Source organism: Methylobacterium isbiliense (assembly GCF_022179325.1).
Classification (GTDB): domain Bacteria; phylum Pseudomonadota; class Alphaproteobacteria; order Rhizobiales; family Beijerinckiaceae; genus Methylobacterium; species Methylobacterium isbiliense.
In genome coordinates, this window is record NZ_BPQQ01000034.1 from 68,676 (window position 1) to 88,127 (window position 19,452).

General features: G+C 73.1%; 16 protein-coding genes. 5 read left to right on the forward strand and 11 right to left on the reverse strand.

From position 1 onward, the window contains the following. Positions 1 to 84: 84 nt before the first annotated feature. Positions 85 to 741, forward strand: coding sequence for a glutathione S-transferase family protein (locus MFF61_RS15220; protein WP_238235911.1), 657 nt, complete (start codon positions 85 to 87; stop codon positions 739 to 741). A 138-nt stretch (positions 742 to 879) separates the two neighbouring features. Here the strand turns inward: MFF61_RS15220 and MFF61_RS15225 are convergent, their stop codons facing one another. The 3 genes from MFF61_RS15225 to MFF61_RS15235 form a co-directional block, all read right to left on the reverse strand. Next, complete coding sequence (locus MFF61_RS15225; RefSeq protein ID WP_238235912.1) at positions 880 to 1,113, reverse strand: hypothetical protein; 234 nt, start codon at positions 1,111 to 1,113, stop codon at positions 880 to 882. A 67-nt stretch (positions 1,114 to 1,180) separates the two neighbouring features. Beyond that, a complete protein-coding gene (locus tag MFF61_RS15230; RefSeq protein WP_238235913.1) occupies positions 1,181 to 2,566 on the reverse strand; it encodes a S8 family serine peptidase in 1,386 nt (461 codons plus the stop codon). A gap of 521 nt (positions 2,567 to 3,087) precedes the next feature. Continuing rightward, positions 3,088 to 3,297, reverse strand: a complete 210-nt coding sequence (locus MFF61_RS15235; protein WP_238235914.1) for a YjiS-like domain-containing protein — start codon at positions 3,295 to 3,297, stop codon at positions 3,088 to 3,090. A 132-nt stretch (positions 3,298 to 3,429) separates the two neighbouring features. On the opposite strand from MFF61_RS15235, the gene MFF61_RS15240 reads away from it, so the two are divergent. Next, the gene (locus tag MFF61_RS15240) at positions 3,430 to 4,119 is read left to right on the forward strand and encodes an ArsR/SmtB family transcription factor (RefSeq protein ID WP_238235915.1); all 690 of its coding nucleotides are present in this window, start codon (positions 3,430 to 3,432) and stop codon (positions 4,117 to 4,119) included. A gap of 78 nt (positions 4,120 to 4,197) precedes the next feature. On the opposite strand, the gene MFF61_RS15245 is transcribed toward MFF61_RS15240, so the two are convergent. Beyond that, positions 4,198 to 4,452 carry a (2Fe-2S)-binding protein gene (locus tag MFF61_RS15245; RefSeq protein WP_238235916.1) on the reverse strand — a complete coding sequence of 85 codons (255 nt, stop codon included), beginning with the start codon at positions 4,450 to 4,452 and terminating at the stop codon, positions 4,198 to 4,200. Between the two features lie 318 nt (positions 4,453 to 4,770). Between MFF61_RS15245 and MFF61_RS15250 the strand changes: the two genes are divergently transcribed. Both MFF61_RS15250 and MFF61_RS15255 read left to right on the forward strand, forming a co-directional pair. Then, positions 4,771 to 7,344 carry a PAS domain S-box protein gene (locus tag MFF61_RS15250; RefSeq protein WP_238235917.1) on the forward strand — a complete coding sequence of 858 codons (2,574 nt, stop codon included), beginning with the start codon at positions 4,771 to 4,773 and terminating at the stop codon, positions 7,342 to 7,344. A 5-nt stretch (positions 7,345 to 7,349) separates the two neighbouring features. Further along, positions 7,350 to 9,086, forward strand: a complete 1,737-nt coding sequence (locus MFF61_RS15255) for a sensor histidine kinase (protein WP_238235918.1) — start codon at positions 7,350 to 7,352, stop codon at positions 9,084 to 9,086. Here MFF61_RS15255 and MFF61_RS15260 read toward each other — a convergent pair. Continuing rightward, positions 9,074 to 10,123 carry an HD-GYP domain-containing protein gene (locus tag MFF61_RS15260; protein WP_238235919.1) on the reverse strand — a complete coding sequence of 350 codons (1,050 nt, stop codon included), beginning with the start codon at positions 10,121 to 10,123 and terminating at the stop codon, positions 9,074 to 9,076. The two genes, MFF61_RS15255 and MFF61_RS15260, sit on opposite strands and share 13 nt — an antisense overlap. A 117-nt stretch (positions 10,124 to 10,240) precedes the next feature. Continuing rightward, positions 10,241 to 10,738, reverse strand: coding sequence for a dUTP diphosphatase (gene dut, locus MFF61_RS15265; protein WP_238235920.1), 498 nt, complete (start codon positions 10,736 to 10,738; stop codon positions 10,241 to 10,243). Positions 10,739 to 10,955: 217 nt separating this feature from the next. On the opposite strand from dut, the gene MFF61_RS15270 reads away from it, so the two are divergent. Next, positions 10,956 to 12,065: an asparaginase gene (locus MFF61_RS15270; protein ID WP_238235921.1), complete on the forward strand. Its 1,110-nt coding sequence runs from the start codon at positions 10,956 to 10,958 to the stop codon at positions 12,063 to 12,065. A 93-nt stretch (positions 12,066 to 12,158) separates the two neighbouring features. On the opposite strand, the gene MFF61_RS15275 is transcribed toward MFF61_RS15270, so the two are convergent. The 5 genes from MFF61_RS15275 to MFF61_RS15295 form a co-directional block, all read right to left on the reverse strand. Next, on the reverse strand, positions 12,159 to 13,499 hold the full coding sequence (locus MFF61_RS15275) for an NCS2 family permease (protein ID WP_238236031.1): 1,341 nt from the start codon (positions 13,497 to 13,499) through the stop codon (positions 12,159 to 12,161). A 12-nt stretch (positions 13,500 to 13,511) separates the two neighbouring features. Continuing rightward, positions 13,512 to 16,232: a molybdopterin-dependent oxidoreductase gene (locus MFF61_RS15280; RefSeq protein ID WP_238235922.1), complete on the reverse strand. Its 2,721-nt coding sequence runs from the start codon at positions 16,230 to 16,232 to the stop codon at positions 13,512 to 13,514. After that, the gene (locus MFF61_RS15285; protein WP_238235923.1) at positions 16,229 to 17,056 is read right to left on the reverse strand and encodes an FAD binding domain-containing protein; all 828 of its coding nucleotides are present in this window, start codon (positions 17,054 to 17,056) and stop codon (positions 16,229 to 16,231) included. Before MFF61_RS15285 ends, MFF61_RS15280 begins: the two co-directional genes overlap by 4 nt. A 120-nt stretch (positions 17,057 to 17,176) precedes the next feature. Further along, positions 17,177 to 17,890, reverse strand: a complete 714-nt coding sequence (gene ung / locus MFF61_RS15290) for a uracil-DNA glycosylase (protein ID WP_238235924.1) — start codon at positions 17,888 to 17,890, stop codon at positions 17,177 to 17,179. A 6-nt stretch (positions 17,891 to 17,896) separates the two neighbouring features. Then, positions 17,897 to 19,417 carry a bifunctional metallophosphatase/5'-nucleotidase gene (locus MFF61_RS15295; RefSeq protein ID WP_238235925.1) on the reverse strand — a complete coding sequence of 507 codons (1,521 nt, stop codon included), beginning with the start codon at positions 19,415 to 19,417 and terminating at the stop codon, positions 17,897 to 17,899. Positions 19,418 to 19,452: the final 35 nt, after the last annotated feature.

Genomic DNA, 19,452 nt, shown 5'->3' on the forward strand with positions numbered 1-19,452 from the left:
CGCGGCTTATCCTGCGGCGGCCGGCACGAGTCTTGGATCGGGCCGTCCCGCAGGCAGGCCCGGACGGGCCGCGGGGAGGAACGCATGGCCGAGGCCACGCTGACGATTTCGAGCCGGAACTACTCGTCGTGGTCCCTGCGGGGCTGGCTGCTCTGCCGGATGGCCGGCCTCGACGTCGCGGTCGAGGTGCTGGGCGGCGGCGACGCGGCGAGCCGGGCCGAACTGCTGCACCTCTCGCCCTCGTTCCTGGTGCCGCGCCTCATCCACGGTCCCGTGCGGGTGTGGGACGTGATGGCGATCGCCCAGTATCTCGACGAGTGGCGGCCCGAGGCCGGCCTCGTGCCCGCCGACCGGTTCCAGCGCGCGTGGTGCCGCTCGATCGCGGGCGAGATGCATGGCGGCTTCATCAACCTGCGCTCGGCCCTGCCGATGAACCTGCGCGCGCGCTACACCGACTTCAAGCTCTGGGGCGGGGCGCAATCCGACATCGCCCGGATCGTCGAGATCTGGGAGGAGGCGCTCGGCGCCCATGGCGGGCCGTTCCTGTTCGGCGAGCGACCGACCGTCGCGGACGCGATGTACGCGCCCGTCTGCACCCGCTTCGTCACCTACGGCGTCGGCCTGCCGGCCCGCTCCGCCGCGTTCCGCGACCACGTCATGGCCTGGGCGCCGATGCAGGAATGGATCGCCGAGGCCGAGGGCGAGCCCGACGAGATCGAGGAACTCGACATGGAGTTCTGACGCCGACGGCTCCGTGCAGCGTAGTGGCGTCCACCGCCGTTGAACCCGGCAGGTCCGTGTCGCATCCGGCGACGCGAGCCTGTCCGCAGGATCCGGTGGGTCAGAGCCCGGCCGCTCAGTCCGGAGCCGGTTGGAGCTTCACGGGAAGCGGCGAACCGGTGTTGGAGTGCCGACCTCGCGCTGCTCCTCGACGCTGTCCACTCCGGGAACCTGCTTCAGCTTCGCGAGGGCGCTTCGCTCGATCGAGCCAGTGGCCACGCCGAGGATATCCAGCTTGTCCTTGACCTTGAACCCCACTTTGCCGGCGGCGGCCACGGTTCTCTCGAAACTGCTCGCATCGGGTATCGATACGCTCACGTCGACCTTGCTCATGACGGGCTCCTGCGCTTCCGGCCCGTTGTACTGGAATCTGCGCTCGCAGGCGATGAGGCCGACCGGCTCAGACCGGCGCCTGCGCGAGACCCGCCCCCACATCGGCGGCCGAACCGCTCAGGCGACGGGCGGTCTGGACGAGATGGAAATGCAGGCGGGGGCCCCGGGCCTCCGGATTGGCCTCCGCGATGAGTGCGGCGACGCCCGCCACATGCGGTGTGGCCATGCTCGTTCCACTCTCGTCCTTGTACTGGGTCGGGATCGGCCAGGAGGAACGGCAATCCACGCCAGGGCCGACGATGTCGACGGAGCCGCCCTCCGCGTTAATGCTCCCGTTCGAGAACCAGGCAACGGAGAGGGCTCGATCGATCGCGCCCACCGCGAAGATCGACGGACAGTTCGCCGGATGGCTGACGGGCGCGACGGTCTGCGGCCTGCGGCTATCGTTGCCCGCAGCAGCCAGGATCAGGGATCCTCTCGCCAACGCACGCTGCGCAGCCTGCTCGAATATCGCCGAGTATCCTTGCCCCCTCAGGACGCGGGCGCCGAGGGACATCGAGATCACGTGACAACCATTGGCAATGGCCCATTGCAATCCTGCCAGGATGCAACCGTCCGTCCCGCGCCCTGCATCGTTCAGGACCTTTCCGACGAAGATCTCGGCCTCGGGGGCTACGCCGAAGCGCGGCGGCTGAGCCGGCCTGGCCGGACCGGCCGCGATACCGACGCAATGCGTGCCGTGCCCGTCCTGCGCGGTCGGGACCCCGTCGACGAAGGAGCGGGACTGGATCGAACGCCCGATGAAGTCGGGGTGATTGAAGTCCAGTCCCGTGTCGAGCACCGCGATCCTGATACCCCGTCCGGTGAAGCGGGAGCGGCTGGCGCCAACGGCCTGCAGACCCCACGTGAACGCCGCCTCTTCGAAGCTCAAGGCGGCGCTACCTCCCTCAGCACTGTCGCCCTTGAGGAGGCCGTCGACCAGATGGTTGACGGCATCGCGGTAGCCCCGCAGGTAGGACAGGTCCATGGGTGCGCCGCCCAGCGCGTAGACGATCCGCTCCGGCTCCACCGTGCGCAGCGAACTCTCCTTGCTGACGATCGAACTCATCGCCGCCGCCTGATCGGGCGGGGCATTGACCACGGCGACGCCAAGGTCTTCGAATACGATGCCTTCGCTCTCCTTGACGGTGAGGAGGCCTTCGGGATCTTTCAGGAAGTCTCCAGCATAAGCGAGCTGAAGGCCCACCCCCTTCGTGAGAGCCGCGGCACCGGCGGTGAGCTTGTCCGGCTCCAGCAGGACGAGAAATCGGCCCGTCGTTTCGGGACCACCTGGTAGACCGGGCTGGGGAGACGGGTTCGGGACCGGCGGTGTCGCCAACGGCATGATGCCCAGGGCCGGGGCTTGTTGGGCGGCTTCGGTTCCGGACGAACCACGAGTCGTGCGTCGCGCCATGATCGGCGAATCCCCCTCCGAAACACCGGGACTTGCGCATTGGCACCGTCCAGCGCGCAACGACATTGCCTGCATTTCATCATGATTTCAAGTTCGGGCAGATAAATTTCATTCATCGAATTTTTCACTGGGTCTCTCGATTATTATGATGCATAATTACCAAAAAAACACCGGCCACACCATCAAGAGTTCTAACATATAACTATTATTCATGCCGCCTGCATGCCACAGAATTGGCCATTCAATTGGATGATCCGAGCATTTCACGAGGGTGCAAACGGATCATCTCATCGGATCGGCGGCGACCATCGCCAGGACCACCAGCATCACGATAGGTTCGTCCTTCCATCGATGAGATGGACGCGCCCATCGGCACGCCCCTTGTCGCGAAAGGGTTGTCGGCTTGCTCGGCGGCGTTCTGCGACCGCGGCAAGGCGTGGCCGCCGACGCAGGAAAGGGCCGCCTCGGCGGAGGGGTGGCCCGAGGAGATCGGGAGAAGCGACATGGCGTTGGAGGTTTTGTCAGGCGCGCCAGCACCCCTTCGCGGCCTCGGCGCCCGCCTGCTCGCGGGTGAGGCCGATGTCGCGCAGCAGCCGGGCGTCGAGCACGGCGAGGTCGAGCCGCTGGCGCCGCCGCGCGGCGGCGCGCGCGAGCCAGGCGCGGGCAAGCGCGACCAGCCTCGCGGCGCGGGCCGGGACCTCCGGGCGGGGTCGGATCGTCGCGCTGCGCATGCCTGCTCCTCCTGTGACGGCGGGAAGGCTGCCGTGCAGCGCGCCTCGCGTCGCGGCCGAACGCTGCGGCCGCGGCCGAAGCATCGGCGGCTGACGGGCGCGGGCGGGCAGCCTATCCTGGGCGGCATGGCGATGGTCTCAGGCAACACGCTCGCGGAGGTGGCCGGCCTGATCGGCGATCCGGCGCGGGCCAACATCCTCTCGGCCCTGATGGACGGGCGGGCGCTCACGGCGGGCGAACTGGCGTGGCACGCGGGCGTGAGCGCGCCGACGACGAGCGGGCATCTGGCGAAGCTCGCGGCCGCGCGGCTCGTGGCGGTGGAGCGGCAGGGGCGCCATCGCTACCACCGGCTCGCAACGCCCGAGGTCGCGGCGGCCGTCGAGGCGCTGATGCAGGTGGCGGCGGCGGGGCCGGCCCGGCACCGGCCGACCGGTCCGCGCGACGCGGCGATGCGGCTCGCCCGCACCTGCTACGATCACCTCGCCGGCCGGCTCGGCACCGCGCTGGCCGACAGCCTGCGCGAGCACGGCCACGTGACGCTCACCGAGGAGGGGGTCGGCACTATCACGCCGGCCGGCACGCGCTTCCTGTGCGACGAGGTCGGTCTCGATCTCGGCGACGGCGGACGGCGCCCCCTGTGCCGCACCTGCCTCGACTGGAGCGAGCGGCGACCGCACTTCGCGGGCCGCCTCGGGGCCGCCCTGTGCCGGCGCGTCCACGACCTCGGCTGGATCGCGCGAAGCCGGGACAGCCGCGCCGTCGTGATCACCCCGACCGGCCGGCGGGGGTTCTCGCAGACTTTCGGAATCAGCCTGCCCTGACCTCGGCAGACCCTAAGGTCGGCGGACCGGCCCCATCGTCGTCACTGGACCGGCCGCCCCTTCGGCGCAGGAGCGGGATCAGGCCGCCTCGGCGGGCGCCGGCTCGGCAGCCTTGAGCGTGCAGGCCGCGCCGCAGGCGCTGGTGCAGGTCTCGTGCGCCTCGGCGAGCGCGCGGGACAGGATGCCCCGGATCGTCCGCGCGCAGCGGCCGCATTTCGGGCTGCAGCCGAGGCAGGCGTAGACCTGGGCCGGCGTGCGAGGGCAGCCCGGGCCGGGATTGAGGCACGCGCGCACTTGTCCGTCGGAGAAGACGTTGCAGGAACAGACGATCATGCTGGGGATCGAGGCACCCGGTTCGGAAGCGGGCCACCGGCCCGATCTTCTAGATTAGAACGGTTGAAAACTATAACATAATCAACAGGTTACCGGGGCAGGGCCGATTCGGCAAGCGCCCCCGTACCGCCTGCGACGGAATCACGCCGCCCCGTGCCTGCGGCTCGGCCGTGCGGCTCCGCCGCAGCCGGGCCACGACGGGCCTCGACGCCGCATCGTCCCCACGGCGGTGGTGACGGCAGGTTGCCTTGACGCTGCGCGACGTCTATCGCCGTGCTGCGCCACCGCCGACGCGCGGTCGGCCTGGACCGGATACCGATGAGCCGATCGCGGGATCGCACGCCGACCGGCGTGCCGGGCGACGCGCCGTGCTGGGATGAGCACGCGCGGCTCGCCGCGCTGGACGCCTACGCGATCCTCGACACGCCGCCCGAGGCCGAGTTCGAGGATGCGGTGCAGATCGCGCGCCTCGCCTGCCGGACCCCGATGGCGCTCGTCAGCCTCGTGGCCGCGGACCGGCAATGGTTCAAGGCCGAGGCGGGACTCGGGGTCCGGGAGACCGGCCGCGACGCCTCGGTCTGCGCCTACACGATGGGCTGGGAGGGCCTTCTGGTCATCCCGGACCTGACGCAGGACCCGCGCACGGCGCGCAATCCCCTGGTCACCGGCCCGCCGGGGCTGCGCTTCTATGCCGGCCACCCGCTGGTCAGCCCCGACGGCATGCCTCTGGGCGCCCTGTGCGTCCTCGACACCGTGCCGCGGCCCGAGGGCCTGCCCGAGGAGGCGCGGCTGACGCTCGCGGCGCTCGCCCGGCAGGTGATGGCGCGAATGGATCTGCGCCGGGCGCTGGCCGAGCGGGACCGGGCGCTGGCCGCCGCGGAGGCGAGCCGCCGCGAATTGCGGCAGATCACCGACGGGCTGCCGGTGCTGATCGCCACCATCGACCGCGACGAGATCTACCGCTTCGCCAACCGCCATTACGAGACGTGGTTCGGCCTGCGCGCCGAGGATGTGGTCGGCCGCAGCGTGCGGGAGGTCGTCGGCGAGGCGGCCTACGCGCAGCGCAGGCCCTACCTGGCGCGGGTGCTGGCGGGGGAAGCCGTCCTGTTCGACACGACGGTGCCGGGGCCGGACGGCGGGGTGCGCGACGCGCGGGTGCGCTACCTGCCCACCACCGAGCCCACGGGCGGCTTCCACCTCCTCGCCTTCGACGTGACGGGCGAGAAGGCCGCTCAGGCGGCCCTCGCCGACAGCCTGCTGAAGTTCCAGGCCATCGCCGAGTCGATGCCCCAGATGGTGTGGTCGACCCTGCCGGATGGGAATCACGACTACTACAACTCCCGCTGGTACGAGTTCACCGGCGTCGCCTCCGGCTCCACGGACGGCGAAGGCTGGAACGCGATCTTCCACCCGGACGACCAAGCCGAGGCGTGGCGGCGCTGGCGGCACGCGCTGGCCACCGGCGACACCTACGAGATCGAGTACCGGCTGCGGCGGCACGACGGCGTGTATCGCTGGGTGCTCGGGCGGGCGGTGCCGATCCGGGATGCCGCGACGGGGGCGATCCAGCGCTGGTTCGGCACCTGCACCGACATCGACGATCAGGTGCGGGCCCGGGAGACGCTGGCGCAGGGGCGCGAGACCCTGGAGGCGCTGGTGCGCGAGCGCACGGCCGCCTTAGAGGCTACCAACGCGCGCCTGACCGCCGAGATCGCCGAGCGCGGCCGCGTCGAGGAGGCGCTGCGCCAATCGCAGAAGATGGAGGCGGTGGGCCAGCTCACCGGCGGCATCGCCCACGACTTCAACAACCTGCTCACCGGCATCACCGGCGCCCTCGACCTCATGAAGCGCCGCCTCGCGGAGGGACGCCTCGACACGCTGGCGCGCTACGCCGACCTCGCCACCGCGTCGGCCCAGCGCGCCGCGGCGCTCACCCACCGCCTGCTGGCCTTCGCCCGCCGCCAGCCGCTGGTGGCGCGCAGCGTCGAGGCCGACCGCCTCGTCGCCTCGATGGACGACCTCCTGCGCCGCACGCTGTCCGAGCGCGTGACGCTGACGCTGGAGACGCAGGACAGGCTCTGGCGCACCCTGTGCGACCCGAACCAGCTGGAGAACGCGATCCTCAACCTCGCGATCAACGCCCGCGACGCGATGCCGGACGGCGGCCGCCTCCACATCGCCACCGCGAATGTGGAGCTGGACGCCGCGGCGGTGGCGGGCGAGCCCGGCGCGCGGGCGGGGGAATACGTGTGCGTCAGCGTGAGCGACACCGGCGCGGGCATGCCGCCGGATGTCGTCGCGCGCGCCTTCGAGCCGTTCTTCACCACCAAGCCCCTCGGCGCGGGCACGGGGCTCGGGCTCTCGATGATCTACGGTTTCGTCAAGCAGTCGGACGGGCACGTGCGGATCGCCTCGCTGGTCGGGCGCGGCACGACCGTCAGCCTGTACCTGCCGCGCCATGCCGGCTCGGATGCGGAGGAGGCGGAGGAATCCGCGGCGCCGGCCGCGCGGGCCGCCGGCCACGGCACCGTGCTGGTGGTGGAGGACGACGCCACCGTGCGGGCGCTGATCGGCGAGGCGCTGGAGGAGGCGGGCTACCGGGTGATCGCGGTCGCGGACGGGCCGGCGGGCCTTCGCGCCCTGGAGACGGACGGGGCGGTCGACCTCGTGGTGACGGATGTGGGCCTGCCCGGGCTCGACGGGCGCCAGATGGTGGATCAGGCGCGGGCGGTCCGGCCCGGCCTCAAGGTGCTGTTCATCACCGGCTATGCCGAGAACACCGCCTTCGGCAGCGGCCATCTCGCACCGGGCATGGAGATGATCACCAAGCCCTTCGCGGTGGACGCCTTCGCGGCTAAGGTGTCGGCGATGCTCGAATCAGCGGGGAGTTGAGTCGCGTGCCGCGCCTGCCTCTCCGCGCCTTTCTGGCCCTCGGCCTGGGGGCGGCCGGTCTCGCGGCGACGCTGGTGCTCGCCCTCGTGGTCTCCCGGGTGGCCGCCGACCGCCTGTCGGAGCGGATCGCGGGCGAGACCGGCGACCTCGCCCGCCACGTGGCCGGCCAGCTCGACCGCACCATGTTCGAGCGCTGGCGCGACATCCTGATCCTGGCCGAGAACGACACTCTGCGGGACCCGCAGGCCGGCAGCGAGCAGAAGCGCCGGGTGCTGCGCCGCGCCCACGAGACCTATCCGGACTACGCCATCGTCGGGCTCATCGCCCCCGAGGGCCGGATCGCCGTCACCGACAGCGGGCGGCTGGAGGGCCTCGACGTCGCCCACCGGGTCTACTTCACGCAGGGGCGGCAGGGTCCCTTCGTCGGCGACGTGCACGACGCGCTCCTGCTCGCCACGCTCCAGCCCGGCCGCGACCCGGCCGACCCGCCCCGGGTGCTCGATCTCGCAGCGCCCGTACGCACCCCCGAGGGGGCGCTCGCCGGCGTGGTCGTCGCCCATCTCGACTGGGCTTGGTCGCGGGAGGTCGAGGCGAGCCTGCACGATCAGGCGTCCGGCGGGCGCCGGGGCGTCGAGGTGATGGTGCTCGCCCGCGACGGCACGGTGCTGCTCGGGCCGCCGGCCCTGCGCAACCGCGTGCTCGCGGACTTGCCGAGCGTCGCGGCCGTGCGCGCGGGCGCCGGCGGCGCCACGCAGGAGACCTGGCCGGACGGCCGCGTCGCCCTCACGGGCTATCAGCCGACGCGGGGCTACCGCGATTATCCGGGTCTCGGCTGGAGCGTGCTGGTGCGCCAGGACGCGGCCGAGGCGCTCGCGCCGGTGCGCGCCCTGCACCGGCAGATCCTGCTCTGGGGCCTCGCGGTGGCGGCGGCCTCCGCCTCCGCCGGCTGGTTCGCCGCGGCCAGCCTCGCCCGCCCCCTGCGCCGGCTGGCGCTCGCGGCGGGCGCCCTCGGCCGGGGAACGCCGCTCTCGGTCCCGGAGAGCCCGGTGCGCGAGGCGCAGGCGATCGGCCTCGCCCTCTCGGCCGCCAACGAGGCGCTGCGCCAGCGCGCGGAAGAGCGGCGGCAGGCCGAGGCGCGCCAGGAGCTGCTGATCCACGAGCTGAACCACCGGGTGAAGAATACGCTCGCCACCGTGCAGGCCTTGGCGCGCCAGACCGCCCGCGGCGCGGATTCGGTCCCGGCCTTCACGGCTGCGTTCGAGGCCCGGCTGCTGGCGATGTCGCAGACCCACATGCTCCTCACCGCGAGCCAGTGGAGCACCACCGGCCTGCGCCGGATCCTGGAGCTGGAACTCGCGCCCTACGCCTCGGGCCGGCCGGAGCGGATCCACCTCGACGGCCCGGAGGTGGGGCTGGCGCCGCGCATCGCCGTGCCGCTCGGCATGACCGTGCACGAACTCGCCACCAACGCGGCGAAGTACGGGGCGCTCTCGGTGCCGGAGGGGCGGGTGGTGGTGCGCTGGACGCTCGCCGACGGCCTGCTGCGCCTGTCCTGGCAGGAAAGCGGCGGCCCCGCCGTGGCCGCCCCCGAGCGCACGGGGTTCGGCACCCGCCTGATCCGCACCAGCGTCGAGCGCGAACTCGCCGGCACCGTCGCCCTCGACTTCCTGTCGGACGGATTGCTGTGCCGCCTGACGCTGCCGCTGGAGCGCAGCGAGGCGCCCGAACCTCAGGCCGCCTGACTCGCCGGGCGATCCGCGATCAGGGCCGCGATCTCGTCCCAGCGGGACACGAAGGCCCGCACGCAGGCGGGATCGAAGTGGCTGCCCGCATGCTCCTCCAGGAAGCGCCTCGCCTGCTCGGGCGGCCAGCCCGGCTTGTAGACCCGGTCGGAGATGAGGGCGTCGAACACGTCCGCCACGGCGGTGATGCGGCCGGGCAGCGGGATCGCCTCGCCGGCAAGGCCGCGCGGGTAGCCGCTGCCGTCCCAGCGCTCGTGGTGGGTGAGCGCGATCTCGGCGGCGAGCCGCAGCAGCGGCGAGTCGCTGTCGTGCAGCATCCGGTATCCGCGCAGGGCATGCTGCATCATCTCGGTGCGCTCCGCCTCGGTGAGGGGGCCGGCCTTGTGCAGGATGCTGTCGGCGACGCCGATCTTGCCGATGTCGTGCATGGTCGAGGCGAGGGCGATGTCGTTCGCCTCCTGCTCCGACAGGCCGAGCCCGTCCGCGATGGCGATGACGCAGCCCGCGACCCGGGTGAGGTGGTCGCCGGCCTGGTCGTCGCGGAACTCGGCGGCCAGGATCAGGCGGTGGATGATCTCGCGCTCGCGCTGCGCACGCTCGGTCTCGGCCTGCTCGCGCGCCCGGGCGAGATCGGCGGCCTGCAGCCGGGCCGTGCCCTGGGCTCGGGCGAGCGCGATCAGGTTGCGGGCGCGGATCTGCAGGTCGAAGCCGTCGAGGGGCGGCAGCACCACGTCGGTGGCCCCGGCCTCCAGCGCCCGGCGGCGGGTGGCGGCCGGGTCGCCCGCCCCGATCAGCATCAGCGAGGTGCCCACGAGGTGCGGCAGGCGGCGCAGGTCGCGCACGAGGGCGACGCCGTCCAGATGCGGCGAATCCTCGATCAGCACGAGGTCGGCGGTGCCCTCGCCGAGCGCCGCGAGGGCGGCGGGCGCCGTGTCCAGCACGCGGCTCGTATGGGCGGGCGAGACGATCCGCACCAGAGCGCCCGCATCCGGGCGAGCCGTGACGATGACGACCGAGGGGTCCGCAGCAGGAGGCATGGTCCGCAAGGCTCGTGACCGGCGCGTGCCCCGGCCGGGGCGGCATCGCCCCGATCATCGCCGGGTTTGCTGAAGCCTTGCTTAAGCCGGCGGCCCCGGACGGCCGCCGGCCGCGCCTCAGCGCCGGCCCGTCGAGCCGAAGCCCCCCTCGCCCCGCCCGCTCGCCGGCCCACCCTCCTGCCCGTCCGCGAAGCTCTCGACGACGTGCAGGTGCGGGCGCGCCACGCGGGTGAAGACGAGCTGCGCGATGCGCTCGCCGGGCGCGATGGCGATGGCCGCCCCGCCGGGCGGGTTCCGGTTCCAGGCCGAGAGCATCAGGGGACCCTCGTAATCGGCGTCGATCACCCCGACGGTGTTGCCGAGCACCAGCCCCTCCCGGTGGCCGAGCCCCGAGCGCGGGACGACGAGGGCGCACCAGCCGGGATCGCGGATCGCCACCGCGATGCCCGCCGGCACCAGGAGCGGCGGCGCCTGCGGCGCCAGCGTGACGGGCGCGTCCAGGCAGGCATGCAGGTCGAGGCCGGCGGCCAGCGCCGAGCCCCAGCGCGGGAAGCCCCAGCCGGCAAGGCGGGCGTCGAGCAGGCGCACGGCGACGTCGCGCAGGTCACCGCTCACGGCGCGGCTCCGGCGGCACGGGCGGGGCTCGGGCGGGGCTCGGTCATGGGCGGATCCTGCGGTTCACCGGCCCCGTATGCCCCGCGGGCGCGGCCGGTGGCTACGGCCTGCGCCCCCCGGCGCTCCAGCGTCAGGGCCGGCTGGCGTCGGGCGGGCGCCAAGCTATGGTCGCGCCCGGGGGCAGTGCCTGCCCGGCGTCATCAGCAAAGGCCGTCCGATGCTTCACACCCTTCGCCCACGCGCCGCCCTCGCGGCGCTCCTCCTCGGGGCGGCGCTGCCCCTCGGGCTGCCGGCCGCGGCCCGCGAGGCGCCCCAGCCGGGCGCCGCCGCGGCGCTGCGCAAGCCTTCCGTGGTGATCCTGGCGACGGGCGGCACCATCGCGGGGGCCGGCGCGGAGGCGAGCAACAGCGCCACCTACCAGGCCGCCAAGGTGCCGGTGGACAAGCTGATCGCCGCCCTGCCGAATCTCGGTGAGGTCGCGACCGTGCGCGGCGAGCAGGTCTTCCAGATCGCCTCCGAGAGCTTCACCAACGCGCAGCTCGTGCAGCTCGCCAAGCGCGTCGCGGCGCTCCTCAAGCAGGACGACGTGGACGGGATCGTCATCACCCACGGCACCGACACCCTGGAGGAGACCGCGCTGTTCCTCGACCTCGTGGTCCGGAGCGACAAGCCGATCGTCGTGGTGGGCTCGATGCGCCCCTCCACGGCCCTCTCGGCCGACGGCGCGCTCAATCTCACCGACGCGGTCGTCACCGCCGCGAGCCCCGACTCGCGGGGCAAGGGCGTACTCGTGACGATGAACGACGAGATCCAGGCCGGGCGCGACGTCTCCAAGCGCATCAACATCAAGCCGAGCGCCTTCGCGAGCCAGTGGGGACCGCTCGGCATGGTGGTCGAGGGCAAGACCTACTACTTCCGCGCCCCGGTGAAGCGCCGCGGCCCCTCGTCCGAGTTCGACATCGACACGATCGACGCGCTGCCCGAGGTCGCGATCGTCTACGGCTCGGGCAACATGAGCCCGGTCGCCTACACGGCCGCGGTGCAGGCCGGCGCCAAGGCGATCATCCACGCGGGCACCGGCAACGGCTCGGTGGCCGGCTACCTCGTCGACACGCTGCGGGACCTGCGCGCCAAGGGCACGCTGATCATCCGCTCCTCGCGGGTCGGCGACGGCTTCGTGCTGCGCAACGCCGAGCAGCCCGACGACAAGTACGATTGGGTCGTCGCCCACGACCTCAACCCGCAGAAGGCCAAGATCCTGGCCGCGGTCGCCCTGACCAAGACCGGCGACACCCGGGAGCTGCAGCGCATCTTCTGGGAGTATTGAGCGGCGGCTGCGCCCGCTGCGGCAGGGTGATGGGACGGGCGCACGGAGCGGCGATGCGCAAACCCCGCACCCTGCCCCGCCGCGGGCACCCCGTCAGTGCCCGAACCCCGACTCGACGAACTTGAACAGGAAGACCGCCGCGATCACCCAGACGACCGGCTTCACCCCCCGCGCCCGCCCGGTGAGGAGCTTGAGGGCCGCGTAGGTGATGAAGCCGAAGGCGACGCCGTTGGCGATCGAGTAGGTGAAGGGCATCAGCACCGCCGTGACGCAGGCCGGGATGACCTCCGTCAGGTCGTCCCAGTCGAGGTCCACGAGGTCGTGCAGCATCAGGCAGGCGACGTAGAACAGGGCCGGCGCCGTGGCGTAGGGCGGCACCGAGCCGGCGAGCGGGGCGAAGAACAGGCAGGCGAGGAACAGGACGGCCACCGTGACGGCGGTGAGCCCGGTGCGCCCGCCCTCCTCGACGCCCGACGCGCTCTCCAGATACGCCGTGGTGCTCGACGTGCCGAGCAGCGCGCCCGCGAAGATCGCGCCGCTGTCGGCCATCAGCGCCCGGTCGAGGCGCGGGTTGGGGCCCTCCCGCAGCAGGCCCGCCCGGCTCGCGACCCCCATCAGGGTCCCGGTGGCATCGAACAGCTCCACCAGGAACAGCACCAGCACGATGTTGAGCAGGCCCGCCGAGAGCGCCCCCGAGAGGTCGAGGGCGAACAGCGTCGGCGTGACCGCGGGCGGCCACGACACCACGCCCTGGAAGCTGTTGCCGGCGACGACGAAGCTCAGGACCGTGACGCTCAGGATGCCGATCAGCAGCGCTCCCTTCACCTTCCGGATCGAGAGCGCGGCCACCAGGATGAAGCCCGCTACCGCCAGGGCGGTGCTCAGCTTGTGCAGGTCGCCCAGCGTCACGAAGGTGGCCGGGCTCGCCGCCACCACGCCCGCGTTCTTGAGCGCGATGATCGCCAGGAACAGCCCGATCCCGACCGTGATGGCGATGCGCATCGAGCGCGGGATGCCGTCCACGATCAGGCTGCGCAGGCCCGTGAGGGTGACGACGAGGAAGCAGATGCCGGAGATGAACACCGCGCCGAGCGCCGCCTGCCACGTGTAGCCCATCTGGAGCACCACCACGTAGGCGAAGTAGGCGTTGAGCCCCATGCCGGGCGCGAGCGCGATCGGGTAGTTGGCGAGAAAGGCCATCAGGGCCGAGCCGAAGGCCGCGATCAGGCAGGTCGCGACGAAGACCGCGCCCTTGGGCATGCCGGCATCGGCCAGGATCGAGGGGTTGATGAAGACGATGTAGGCCATCGTCAGGAAGGTCGTGAGCCCGGCGAGCAGCTCGGTGCGCACCGTGGTGCCGTGCGCCCGCAGCGCGAAGAGCCGCTCCAGCATGCCCTCCGGCCGCCCAACCTCCGGGTCCCGAATCGCGTCCATCATCCCCTCTCCTCAGGTCGCGGCATCCATCACCGCTCGATAGATCCGGTCCGGCGCGAAGGGCGTCGCGGTCAGGCGCACGCCCGTGGCGTCGCGGATCGCGTTGGCGAGCGCCGCCGCCACCGGGTTGAAGGGGCTCTCGCTCATCGACTTGGCGCCGAGCGGGCCGATGCGGTCGTGGGTGTCGGCGAACAGCACCTCGGTGACGGGCACGTCGGCGCAGGCCGGGATGTGATAGGTGCGGAAGCTGCGCGTCGCGACCTGCCCGCGCGCGTCGAGGCGGACCTCCTCGTGGAGCGCGGCGCCGAGCGCCTGGGCCACCCCTCCCTCGATCTGCCCGCGGCACTGCGCCGGGTTGAGCACCCGGCCGGCATCGGCGGCGTGGACGCTGCGCAGGATGCGCACCTCGCCGGTCCGCGGATGCACCGCCACCCGGAACGCCTGCACGTTGAAGGCGACGGACCGCGGGGTGCCGTCCGCGCGGCCCTGCGCCTCCAGGGGCGCGAGGGCCGGGAGCGGCACCGGCCCGTGCGGCGTCTCGACCGCCTCGGCGCCGAGCCGGCAGGCGGCCGGATCGGCACCCGTGCGCGCGGCCGCCGCGGCGAGGATGCGCCGCGCCAGCGCCTCGGCGGCCCGAAGCACCGCCTGCCCGGCCACGACGATGCCGGTGCTGCCGTAGGCGCCGGTGTCGTGGCCCACCGCGTCGGTGTCGGCGTGGCGCAGGGTGATCCGCTCCGGCGCGGTGGCGAGGACCGAGGCGGCGATCTGCCCGTGCACCGTCGCGGTGCCGTTGCCGAACTCGGCGGTGCCGACCGAAAGTGCGTAGGTGCCGTCCGGCGCGAGCGCGAGGCGCGCCTCGGCGACGTGGCCCCGGGGCGGGATCGTGTCGATCATCGCGAGCGCCATGCCCTCACCGAGGCGCCAGTCCGGTCCGGGCGCGGGCAGGCCGCCGGGCGCCGCCATCGCGGCCTGGGCGAGGTCCAGGCACTGGTCGAGCCCGTAGCTGCCGTACGCGACGTCGTGCGGCTCCAGGCTCTTCGAGACCATCGGGTCGCCCGGCCGCACCACGTTGCGGCGGCGCAGGGCGTAGGGGTCGAGCCCCAGGCCGCGGGCGAGGTCGTCGAGGGCGGATTCGAGGGCGAAGATGGTCTGGCTCAGGCCGTAGCCCCGGAAGGCGCCGGCCGGCAGGGTGTGGGTGTGCACGGCGCGGCCGTCCACGCGCTTGTTCGGGCAGCGGTAGACGCTCATCACCTCGTTGCAGCCGTGGTGGAGCACACCGCCCGCGTGGTTTGCGTAGGCGCCGGTCTCCGACAGCACGTCGAGGGCGATGGCGGTGAGCGTGCCGTCCTGGCGCGCGCCCACCTTCACGCGCACCCGCATCGCATGGCGGGTGGTGGCGGCGATGAACTGCTCCTCGCGGGTGAAGTCCCAGCGCACCGGGCGCCGCAGGCGCAGCACCGCCAGCGCCACGAGGTCTTCGGTCAGCATCTCCTGCTTGCCGCCGAAGCCGCCCCCGACCCGCCCGCAGACCACCCGCACCCGGTCGCGGTCGAGGCCGAGGAGCGCGCAGAGCGCGTCGCGGGTCAGGAACGGCACCTGGGTCGAGGAGCGGATCACCAGCCGCCCGTCCGCGTCGAGCCAGCCGACCGCGCCGTGGGTTTCGAGATGGGCGTGCTGGACGCGCTGCGAGCGGTAGGTGCCCTCCACCACGAGATGCGCGGCGGAAAAGCCCGCCTCCACGTCGCCGACGGCGCCGTGGACCTCCGCGGCGAGATTCGGATGGGGGCTCAGCGGGCGCGCCTGCGCCCACGGCCAGTCCGCCGCGTCGTGCACGAGGGGCGCGCCGGGGTCGAGCGCCGCCTCCGGGTCGAGAAGGGCCGGGCGCAGGTCGTAGGCCACCACCAGCGCCCGGCAGCCCGCCTCGGCGGCGGCCTCGCTCTCGGCGATCACGGCCGCGACCCGCTGGCCGGCGAAGCGCACCACGGGGTCGAGCATCAGCGTGTCGGGCGCATCGTCGCGCGGATCGTGGTGGCGCCCGGTCGAGAAGCGGGCGGCCGGCACGTCCTCGTGGGTGAGGATTGCGACGACGCCGGGCACGGCCAGCGCCGCCGCGCGGTCGATGCGCCGGATGCGGGCATGGGCGTGGGGCGAGCGGAGCACCCGCAGATGCAGCGCCTCCTCGACCGCGAGGTCCTGGGTGAAGTCCGCGCGCCCGCTCACCAGGGCCGGCCCGGCGGGCGAGGGCTGGCTGCGCCCGCACGGATCGGCGCCGGAGGCATCGAGCCCGAGGCCCGCCACCGCGTCCGCGATCGCCCGGTAGCCGGTGCAGCGGCACAGGTTGCCCTTGAGCGCGTCCGCGAGGTCGCGGCGCCGGCCCTGGTCGAGGCTCGCCGCCGTCATCACCATGCCGGCCGTGCAGTAGCCGCACTGGAAGGCCTGCGCCGCCAGGAAGGCCGCCTGCACCGGATGCAACTCCGTCGGCACCGGATCGCCGGGCCGGCAGGGGCCGGCGAGCCCCTCGACGGTCGTGACGCTGCGCCCCTCGGCCCGCCACGCGGGCACGAGGCAGCTGTGCACCGGCTCGCCGTCGAGATGCACCGTGCAGGCGCCGCAATCGCCCGCGTCGCAGCCCTTCTTGACCCCGAACCAGCCCAGTTCCCGCAGGAGCGTGCGCAGGCACTGGCCGGGCGCCGGACGCGCCTCCTGCGCGTGGCCGTTGACGGTCAGGATCATGCGTCGGCGCTCCCGTCGAAGCTGCGCCGGATCTCCTCGGCGAGGAGACGGGTCACGTGGCGGCGCCAGTCGGGGGCGCCGTGGAGATCGTCGTAATAGGCGTTCTCCGGGATGGCGGTCTCGAGCGCCGCCGCGAGCCCGTCCGCGCCGGGCAGCGCCGGGAAGCCGAGCCGCCTAGGGCGCGGAGTCGAGGCCGTGACGGTGAGCGCGAAGGCGCCGCCCGCATCGCGCGTGCCGATCAGCAGGGCGCCGGAGCGCCCGTTCGGGCTCAGGGCGATGCGCCGGAGGGCGGTCCGCCGCCGGAGGGCCGCATCCGGCAGGTCGATGCGGCGCAGGATCTCGCCCGGTTGCAGCGCCGTCTCCTGCGGCCCGCGCACGAAATCGAGCACGGCCAACCGCCGCTCGCCCCCGTCCGGAGTCCAGATCACGCAGGTGCCGTCGAGGGCGGCGGTGAGCGCGATCATGGGGGCGGCCGGCAGCGCGAGGCAGAGATTGCCGCCGACCGTGGCGGTGTTCCAGATCTTGAACGAGCCGAGCAGCGCCCGGCAGCACGGGTCGATCAGGGCGGCGGCGCTCCAGGCCGCCGGCAGGTCGAGCCGGTGGAGCTGCGCGAGGGTGCAGGTGGCCGAGAGCGACAGGCCGTCCGCGCCGACCTGAGCGGGCGGCCAGCCGAGGCTGGTGAGATCGAGGAGCCGGCTCGTCTCCGGCTGCGGCTCGGAGAAGAGCCACGTCCCGCCCGCAAGCCACGCATCGCCCGCCCGCCAAGCGGGCAGGTCCTCGCGGGTGCGCGGCGTCAGGACGCTGGTGATCGTGGTGAGGTCCATCGCGGCTCCGCCTGCCCGAATCGGGGTGATCCCAGGGCAGGATCCCGCAGACGGACCGAGGTGTGCACCCCGCTTCCCCTACGGCAGGTCCGGGCCATGCAGGGAGCGGGCCGAAACGGATCAGGCCGGGCCGTCGAGCCGCCAGTCGATCGGCGGCAGGCCCCTGGCGGAGAACCAGGCATTGGTCTGCCCGAACGGGCGGCTGCCGCGGAAATCCGCCCTACGGTTCAACGGCGAGGGATGGCCGGCCTCCAGCACGAGGTGACGGTCGCGATCGACCAGGGCGGCGCGCTGGCGGGCCGGCGCGCCCCAGAGCAGAAAGGCCACCGCCGGCTGCCGGGCCGAGACCGCCGCCACCGCCTGATCGGTGAGGGCCGACCAGCCGAGCTTCAGATGCGCGCCGGCCTTGCCCGCCTCCACCGTCAGGGCGGTGTTGAGGAGGAGGACGCCCTGGCGCGCCCAGGCGGTGAGGTCGCCGGTCGTGGGCACCGTCGTCCCGGTCTCCTCGGCCATCTCGGCGAGGATCACCTTCAGGGAGGCGGGAAGCCGCCGCCGCCCGCGATACGAGAAGGCGAGGCCGTGGGCGTCGCCGGGGGTAGGATAGGGATCCTGGCCGAGGATCACCGCCCGCACGCGGTCGAGCGGGGTGAGCGCGAGCGCCGCGAACACCGACTCGGGTGGCGGCAGCACGGTGGCGCCGGCGCGGCTGCGGGCATCGACGGCCTCGGCCACCCGCTCGGCGCTGCCGTCGGTGAAGAAGGGCAGCGAGAGCCAGGGCGAGCCGCTCGCGCGGAACCGGGCGAGCGCGCCCGCGACGCTGTCGGGATCAGGCATGCGGGCTCAACGGATCAGGATGCGCCCTGTTTCCACGCGGACCGGCGCGTGCGCGGCGATGTAGCTCATCACGAGGTTGGCGAGCAGCGGGCCGTCGGTGGCGCCGAGGAGCGTGCGCCCATCGGCGAGCATGCCGTAGCCGTTGCCGCCGCCGAGCATGAAGTTGTTGGCGGCGACCCGGTAGCGGCGCTCGGGATCGAGCGGGGTGCCGTCGGCGCGCGCCGCCGCCACGCGCCGGCCGACCGGCGCGGCGGCCTCCACCGTGACCGCGAGGCCGGAGACCTGGGGGAAGCGCCCGGCCGGGCGGCCGAGTTCGGCAAAGCCGTTCTCCAGGGCGGCGAGCACCTGCGCGCCGGTGATCTCCACAACCACCAGGGTGTTGCCGAAGGGCAGCTCGGCCGACACGTCGCGGCGCGTCAGCATGCTGCCGGCCGGGTAGAGCCGGTTGCCCCGGAAGCCGCCGCCGTTGGTGATCGCGATCTCGGCCTCGCCCGCCGCGCGCATCGCATCCGCCACGAGGTCGCCGAAGGCCGTCTCGCCCTGGCGGATCGCGCTGATGCGGGTGTCGAGATCGACGTCGGTGCGGCCCACCGGCACGTCGAGTTCGCGCGACAGCTGCGCCTCCAGCCGGGAGACGATCGCCAGCACCTCGGGATCCGGTTCGACCGCGCTCGAATCGTGGATGCGGAAGCTCGGGGTCCAGACGATCCGGCGCGCCTTGCCCTCGCCCACGAAATCCAGCCGCACGTCGATCGCCGTGACGTAGTAGCCCTCCTCGCTCGATTCCACGAAGATCGTGCGGCCGTCGTAGCGCAGCGCGAGGTCGTGGTCGTGGCCCGAGAGCACCACGTCCACGAGGCGCGAGCGCACCAGCACGTCGTCGGTGGGCCGGTCGGTGTGGGTCACGGCCACCAGGAACTCGGCGCCGGCCGCCCGCAGCCGCGCGGCCTCCGCCCGCAGCGTGTCGAGGGCCGGCCCGAAGCGCCAGTCGCCCGAGCGCGCCTTCTGGGGCGTCTCCGGCAGGGCGAGGCCCACCACCCCGACTTTCACCGGGCCGAGGCTGAGGATCGTCGAATCCTGCATGCCGGGGATCGGGGTCCCGTCGGCCCGGCGCAGGTTGGCGGCGAAGAACGGGAAGGTCGCCTCGCCGAGCCGCTGCAGGAAGATCTCCTGGCCGAAATCGAACTCGTGGTTGCCCGGCACGAACACGTCCGGCCGGATCAGGTTGGTGAGTTCGATGATGTGGCGGCCCTTGTCGAAGCCCGACATCAGCGAGGGCGAGAGCGTGTCGCCCGCGTGGCAGAACAGCAGGGGCACGCCCCGCGCCCGCTCGGCCTTCACGATCGCCGCGAGCTTGGCGAAGCCGCCGCGCCCGTCGAGCGCGCCCATCCGGTAGATGTCGTTGACGAGGAGCAGCGTGAAATCGGTGTCGGGCCCGAGCGCCTGGGCCGGCCCGCCGGCGAGCGTCGCCGAGAGGCCGGCGCCGAGGCCGAGGCCGAGGGTCTGGCGGCGGGAGGGGCGGGACATCGGGCCTCCGGGGCGAAGATCGGACGCCCCTTTTT